The 6,729-nt window shown below is 50.7% G+C and carries 5 protein-coding genes and 1 tRNA gene; all 6 read left to right on the forward strand.

The window, feature by feature from the left end:
* The first annotated feature begins 252 nt into the window (after nucleotides 1-252).
* The 6 genes from aspA to OGV65_RS02850 all read left to right on the forward strand — a co-directional run bounded on the left by aspA (nucleotide 253) and on the right by OGV65_RS02850 (nucleotide 6,355).
* Nucleotides 253-1,689, forward strand: a complete 1,437-nt coding sequence (aspA, locus tag OGV65_RS02825) for an aspartate ammonia-lyase (protein WP_016151388.1) — start codon at nucleotides 253-255, stop codon at nucleotides 1,687-1,689.
* 115 nt (nucleotides 1,690-1,804) lie between these two features.
* The gene (gene dcuA / locus OGV65_RS02830) at nucleotides 1,805-3,106 is read left to right on the forward strand and encodes an anaerobic C4-dicarboxylate transporter DcuA (protein ID WP_016151387.1); all 1,302 of its coding nucleotides are present in this window, start codon (nucleotides 1,805-1,807) and stop codon (nucleotides 3,104-3,106) included.
* Nucleotides 3,107-3,237: 131 nt separating this feature from the next.
* Complete coding sequence (cutA, locus tag OGV65_RS02835) at nucleotides 3,238-3,585, forward strand: divalent cation tolerance protein CutA (RefSeq protein WP_003025447.1); 348 nt, start codon at nucleotides 3,238-3,240, stop codon at nucleotides 3,583-3,585.
* Nucleotides 3,561-5,270 (forward strand): protein-disulfide reductase DsbD, encoded by a 1,710-nt coding sequence (locus tag OGV65_RS02840; RefSeq protein WP_286454567.1) that lies wholly within the window; start codon nucleotides 3,561-3,563, stop codon nucleotides 5,268-5,270. Before cutA ends, OGV65_RS02840 begins: the two co-directional genes overlap by 25 nt.
* 36 nt (nucleotides 5,271-5,306) lie before the next feature.
* Nucleotides 5,307-5,882 (forward strand): transcriptional regulator, encoded by a 576-nt coding sequence (locus tag OGV65_RS02845; RefSeq protein ID WP_016151385.1) that lies wholly within the window; start codon nucleotides 5,307-5,309, stop codon nucleotides 5,880-5,882.
* 397 nt (nucleotides 5,883-6,279) lie between these two features.
* Nucleotides 6,280-6,355: transfer RNA gene (locus OGV65_RS02850), tRNA-Phe, on the forward strand.
* Nucleotides 6,356-6,729: the final 374 nt, after the last annotated feature.

The raw sequence follows: 6,729 nt of genomic DNA on the forward strand, positions 1-6,729 counted from the left end.
AGCAAAATTTCAAGTCGCTTGTACACTTATTTTTAGTATTAATCCTAAAGGGGTGATCCATTTCACAGAATAATAAATAAGGGGTAAATTCCACGCTTTAAGTGATCCAGATTACGGTAGAAATCCTGAACCAGCATATGATCTCGAGTATCAGACCGATGCAGGGGATAATCGTCGGTCGAGAAACAATCGAAATCACATATATCCTGTGTGTTTAGTCAAATCATTGGCAGCTTGAAAAAGAAGGTTCACATGTTAAACAACATTCGTATCGAAGAAGACTTGTTGGGTACCAGGGAAGTTCCAGCGGACGCCTACTACGGTGTTCACACTCTGAGAGCGATTGAAAACTTCTACATTAGCAACAACAAAATCAGCGACATTCCTGAATTTGTTCGCGGTATGGTAATGGTTAAAAAGGCAGCGGCAATGGCCAACAAAGAGCTGCAAACCATTCCTAAGAGTGTGGCAAATGCCATCATCGCGGCGTGTGATGAAGTCCTGAATAACGGAAAATGCATGGATCAATTCCCGGTAGATGTTTACCAGGGTGGTGCGGGTACCTCCGTCAACATGAACACCAACGAAGTGCTGGCCAATATCGGTCTGGAACTGATGGGTCACCAGAAAGGTGAATATCAGTACCTGAACCCGAACGACCACGTTAACAAATGTCAGTCTACCAACGACGCTTACCCAACTGGCTTCCGTATCGCGGTATACGCATCCATCATCAAACTGATCGATGCCCTGAACCAGCTGCGTGAAGGCTTCGAACAAAAAGCTGTTGAATTCCAGGACATCCTGAAAATGGGCCGTACCCAGCTGCAGGATGCTGTACCGATGACCCTCGGTCAGGAATTCCATGCTTTCAGCGTACTGTTGAAAGAAGAAGTGAAAAACATTAGTCGTACCGCTGAGCTGCTGCTGGAAGTTAACCTCGGTGCAACTGCAATCGGTACGGGTCTGAACACGCCGAAAGAATACTCCCCGCTGGCAGTACAGAAACTGGCTGAAGTCACTGGCTTCGCCTGTGTTCCGGCAGAAGACCTGATTGAAGCAACTTCTGACTGCGGCGCATACGTTATGGTTCACGGCGCACTGAAACGTCTGGCTGTTAAGATGTCCAAAATCTGTAACGACCTGCGTTTGCTCTCCTCTGGCCCACGTGCTGGTCTGAACGAGATCAACCTGCCGGAACTGCAGGCTGGTTCTTCTATCATGCCAGCAAAAGTGAACCCAGTTGTTCCAGAAGTCGTAAACCAGGTTTGCTTTAAAGTCATCGGTAACGACATCACCGTTACTATGGCATCTGAAGCTGGTCAGCTGCAGCTGAACGTAATGGAGCCGGTCATTGGCCAGGCAATGTTTGAATCCATTCACATTCTGAGCAATGCTTGCTACAACCTGCTGGAAAAATGCGTTAGTGGTATCACTGCTAACAAAGAAGTCTGTGAAGCGTTTGTATTCAACTCCATCGGCATCGTTACTTACCTCAACCCGTTCATCGGTCACCACAACGGCGACATCGTCGGTAAAATTTGTGCCGAAACCGGTAAGAGCGTACGTGAAGTTGTCCTGGAACGCGGTCTGTTGACCGAGTCTGAACTGGACGATATCTTCTCTGCACAGAACCTGATGCACCCTGCTTATAAAGCAAAACGTTATACTGATGAAAGCGAACAGTAATCGTGTAGGGTAGTACCGGAGAAGGCACGTCATGATGACGTGCCTTTTTTCTTACTCGAAGTTACTTAAAAACAACAATTTAATATCAACTTGTTAAACAACAAGGAAGGCTAATATGATAGTTTTAGAACTTATCATCGTTTTGCTGGCAATCTTTTTAGGTGCCAGACTTGGGGGTATCGGTATTGGATTTGCAGGTGGGCTGGGTGTTCTGGTTCTTGCCGCTATTGGCGTAAAACCGGGTAATATTCCGTTCGATGTTATTTCCATTATCATGGCGGTTATCGCTGCCATCTCTGCCATGCAGATTGCCGGTGGTCTGGACTATCTGGTTCATCAAACTGAAAAACTGCTGCGTAAAAACCCGAAATACATCACGATCCTTGCACCAATCGTGACCTATTTCCTGACTATCTTTGCCGGTACCGGCAACATCTCTCTGGCAACTCTGCCGGTTATCGCTGAAGTCGCGAAGGAACAAGGTATCAAACCTTGCCGTCCGCTCTCTACCGCAGTGGTATCTGCACAGATTGCGATTACGGCGTCGCCAATCTCCGCAGCCGTGGTTTACATGTCTTCCGTAATGGAAGGTCATGGCATCAGCTACATTCACCTGCTGTCCGTGGTCATTCCGTCCACTCTGCTGGCCGTTCTGGTGATGTCCTTCCTGGTAACGATGCTGTTCAACTCCAAACTGTCTGACGACCCGATTTATCGTAAGCGTCTGGAAGAAGGTTTGGTTGAACTGCGTGGTGAAAGACAAGTTGAAATCAAAGCTGGCGCGAAAACCTCCGTTTGGTTGTTCCTGCTGGGCGTGATTTGCGTAGTTGTATACGCCATCATCAACAGCCCAAGCCTCGGCCTGGTCGCTAAACCGCTGATGAACACCACCAACGCAATCCTGATCATCATGCTGAGCGTCGCGACGCTGACTACGATCGTCTGCCGCGTTGAAACTGACTCCATCCTGAACTCCAGCACCTTTAAAGCGGGTATGAGCGCCTGTATTTGTATCCTGGGTGTTGCATGGCTGGGTGATACCTTCGTATCTCACAACATTGACTGGATCAAAGATACTGCAGGTAGCGTAATTCAGGGTCATCCGTGGTTGCTGGCTGTCATCTTCTTCTTTGCTTCTGCGCTGCTGTACTCTCAGGCTGCAACCGCTAAAGCACTGATGCCGATGGCTCTGGCTCTGAACGTTTCCCCACTGACTGCTGTTGCGTCTTTCGCAGCTGTTTCTGGCCTGTTCATTCTGCCAACCTACCCAACTCTGGTTGCGGCGGTGCAGATGGATGACACCGGTACAACCCGCATCGGTAAATTCGTCTTTAACCATCCGTTCTTCATCCCGGGTACTCTGGGCGTGCTTTTGGCTGTCTGCTTCGGCTTCTTGCTGGGCAGCTTCATGCTGTAAGACTTTACTGCAGGGTGCCTTCGCGCCCTGCAGTTCCTCCTCCTCATCATCCCGCTTTAACTAACATCCTTCCCTCGTCCGTTGTATAGTGACCACTCTTTAGCTGGTTACTCTGTTCTTTCGAGGTGTTTATGCTTGATGTAAAGAGTCAGGATATTTCCATCCCCGATACCGTTGTGGTGCTCTGTACCGCCCCGGATGAAGCAACCGCCCAGGATCTGGCCGCCAAAGTACTGGCGGAAAAACTGGCTGCCTGCGTGACGCTGCTGCCTGGCGCGACCTCCCTCTATTATTGGGAAGGTAAACTGGAGCAGGAATATGAAGTCCAGATGATTTTAAAAACCACCGTCACACACCAGCAAGCCCTTCTCGATTGCCTGAAGTCACATCATCCATACCAAACGCCTGAACTTCTGGTTTTACCCGTCACTCACGGAGACTTTGATTACCGCTCATGGCTCAACGCATCCTTACGCTGATCCTGCTGCTGTGCAGCACATCTACCTTTGCCGGATTATTTGACGCGCCTGGCCGCTCGCAGTTTGTTCCTGCCGATCGGGCGTTTGTTTTTGATTTTCAGCAAAACCAACACGATCTGAACCTCTCATGGCAGGTTAAAGATGGCTACTATCTGTATCGCAAACAGATAAGCATTACGCCATCTCAGGCCGATATCGCCGAGGTAAAACTACCGCCAGGCGTCTGGCATGAAGATGAGTTTTATGGCAAAAGTGAGATTTACCGTAAACAATTGACTATCCCGGTCACGGTTAATCAGGCTAAATCTGGCGCAACATTAACGGTCACATACCAAGGTTGTGCCGACGCCGGTTTTTGCTATCCGCCTGAAACTAAAACGGTGCCATTAAGTGAAGTGTCTGCCAATACCAGGGCGACACCTGTGCCAGTGCCTGCCACCGATGCTTTGCAAGAGAGACCACAACCCGCAACCCAGCTTCCCTTCTCTGCGCTGTGGGCATTGCTAATCGGAATTGGCATCGCGTTTACACCTTGCGTATTGCCGATGTATCCGCTGATTTCCGGTATCGTGCTGGGCGGCAAGCAACGCTTATCAACCGGACGTGCACTGCTGCTGACGTTTTTCTACGTTCAGGGAATGGCGCTCACTTATACCGCGCTGGGTCTGGTTGTTGCGGCCGCCGGATTGCAGTTCCAGGCTGCGCTACAGCATCCTTACGTCCTGATTGGCCTTGCCGTCGTCTTTACGCTGCTGGCCCTTTCGATGTTTGGCTTGTTCACGCTGCAGCTCCCTTCATCGCTGCAAACACGCCTTACATTGTTGAGTAACCGTCAGCAAGGCGGTTCCCCCGGTAGCGTCTTTGCGATGGGGGCGATTGCCGGCCTCATCTGTTCTCCTTGTACAACGGCCCCGCTAAGCGCGATTTTGCTGTATATCGCTCAGAGCGGGAACATGTGGCTGGGAGGCGGCACGCTGTATCTGTACGCGCTAGGGATGGGATTACCTCTGATGCTAATTACCGTATTCGGTAATCGTCTGTTGCCTAAAAGCGGCCCATGGATGGAACATGTCAAAACCGCTTTTGGCTTTGTCATTCTGGCGCTCCCCGTCTTCTTACTCGAACGCATCATTGGTGACGACTGGGGCGTTCGCCTGTGGTCGCTGTTGGGCGTCGCATTCTTTAGCTGGGCATTTATCACCAGCCTGCAGGCAAAGCACGCCTGGATGCGCATCGTGCAGATTATCCTGTTAGCTGCAGCGCTGGTAAGCGTACGGCCATTGCAGGACTGGGCGTTCGGCGTGCCGCAAGCTCAAACCCAGACACACCTTAACTTCACGCCTGTGGCTTCGGTGGATGCGCTAAATCAGGCGCTGGCACAAGCTAAAGGCAAGCCCGTGATGTTGGATCTGTATGCTGACTGGTGCGTGGCCTGTAAGGAGTTTGAGAAGTATACGTTTAGCAATCAGCAGGTTCAGCAAGCGCTAGGCGACACGGTGCTTTTGCAGGCGGATGTGACTGCAAATAATGCCCAGGATGTCGCTCTGCTTAAACATCTACAGGTTTTAGGTTTGCCGACTATTTTGTTCTTTGACGCCGAGGGGAAAGAGCATCCGGAGGCTCGGGTAACCGGCTTTATGGATGCCGCGACCTTCAGCGCACATTTGCGCGATCGCCAACCGTGAGCGACACTTGCAACAAGAAATACGGAGGAGAATACCGTGCAACGTGAAGATGTCCTGGGAGAAGCCCTGAAATTACTTGAGGTTCAAGGGATAGCCAATACCACACTGGAAATGGTGGCCGATCGTATCGATTATCCTCTTGATGAACTACAACGCTTTTGGCCCGACAAAGAGGCCATTCTGTACGATGCGTTACGTTACCTCAGCCAGCGGGTGGATATCTGGCGGCGTCAACTTTTGCTGGATGACACCCTGAGCGCTGAACAGAAATTACTGGCACGCTACACCGCGCTGTCCGAATGCGTGAGCAATAATCGCTACCCAGGCTGCCTGTTTATCGCCGCCTGTACGTTTTACCCCGATCCCGGGCATCCGATCCATCAGTTAGCCGATCAGCAAAAAAAGGCGGCACATGACTTCACCCATGAGCTGCTGACGACGCTGGAAGTTGACGACCCTGCAATGGTTGCCAAACAGATGGAACTGGTGCTGGAGGGCTGTCTGAGCCGCATGCTGGTGAATCGTAGCCATGCTGATGTCGAAACGGCACACCGTCTGGCTGAAGATATCCTGCGCTTTGCTCAGTGCCGTATGGGCGGTGCGCTGACCTAAGCAAGCATGCCCGCAAGGCCGAAATGAGTAAACACAGCGCCATCAGTCTCTAAAACGCACCATCGCCACGGTGGTGCAATATACTCTGTTAACCGCCCGCCCAACTCATCGCCCGACACACCAGCGGGTCCTGCCGCAGCAATTGCACCGTTAGTTACTGGAAACGTCGAAAAGGCTTGTGCACAACTTGCGGTAGTGTGCGGGAGTAATACAGGCCGCGTAACGTTTTCGTCAGCCTTTGCTCATTGAGATAGAAGGTCAGATAGGTAAATTGCCTGGAAGTTTTGTGCAAACTTCAGGCATAATCGCGCAGATTGCCGCAATATTAAGCGGTTGAACATCTTTTCCCGAAATTTGATTGACTGGCAGACGTGAATACGGTTTAATGCGCCCCGTTGCCCGGATAGCTCAGTCGGTAGAGCAGGGGATTGAAAATCCCCGTGTCCTTGGTTCGATTCCGAGTCCGGGCACCACTATTTAAAGAACCCGCCCTAGAGGCGGGTTTTTGCTTTTATAGTTTCTGATACTTTCCAACCGATCATCTCTCAATATCTTTACTGCTCTACCCCTCACAAAATCCATACGTAAGATTAGTCGTGCCTGTTAACAAGCTGACATCTGGGTTCTATAAGAAGATGGGGTTTAACGTGATGGGATGTACAGAAGTGGACGATCTCGAGCGACAGTACCTGTTACTCAACCCCGTGCACGGATAGCAGGCAATGTGCTGCCGGGAGAGCCTGGTGTGCTGCGCTTCTCAGGCCTGAACACCGGTTACAACATGATGGGCTGGATAAAATGGTACGCTGCATCCAGCGATTTTCATTCCGCACAAACGCAAAAAAGC

The organism is Citrobacter sp. Cb004, assembly GCF_030337065.1.
GTDB classification, from domain to species: domain Bacteria; phylum Pseudomonadota; class Gammaproteobacteria; order Enterobacterales; family Enterobacteriaceae; genus Citrobacter; species Citrobacter braakii.

What these genes read in the sequence shown, in the direction of transcription:
- aspA (WP_016151388.1), top strand. Translation starts at nt 253, where the DNA reads ATGTTAAACAACATTCGTATCGAAGAAGACTTGTTGGGTACCAGGGAA.
- dcuA (WP_016151387.1), top strand. Translation starts at nt 1,805, where the DNA reads ATGATAGTTTTAGAACTTATCATCGTTTTGCTGGCAATCTTTTTAGGT.
- cutA (WP_003025447.1), top strand. Translation starts at nt 3,238, where the DNA reads ATGCTTGATGTAAAGAGTCAGGATATTTCCATCCCCGATACCGTTGTG.
- OGV65_RS02840 (WP_286454567.1), top strand. Translation starts at nt 3,561, where the DNA reads ATGGCTCAACGCATCCTTACGCTGATCCTGCTGCTGTGCAGCACATCT.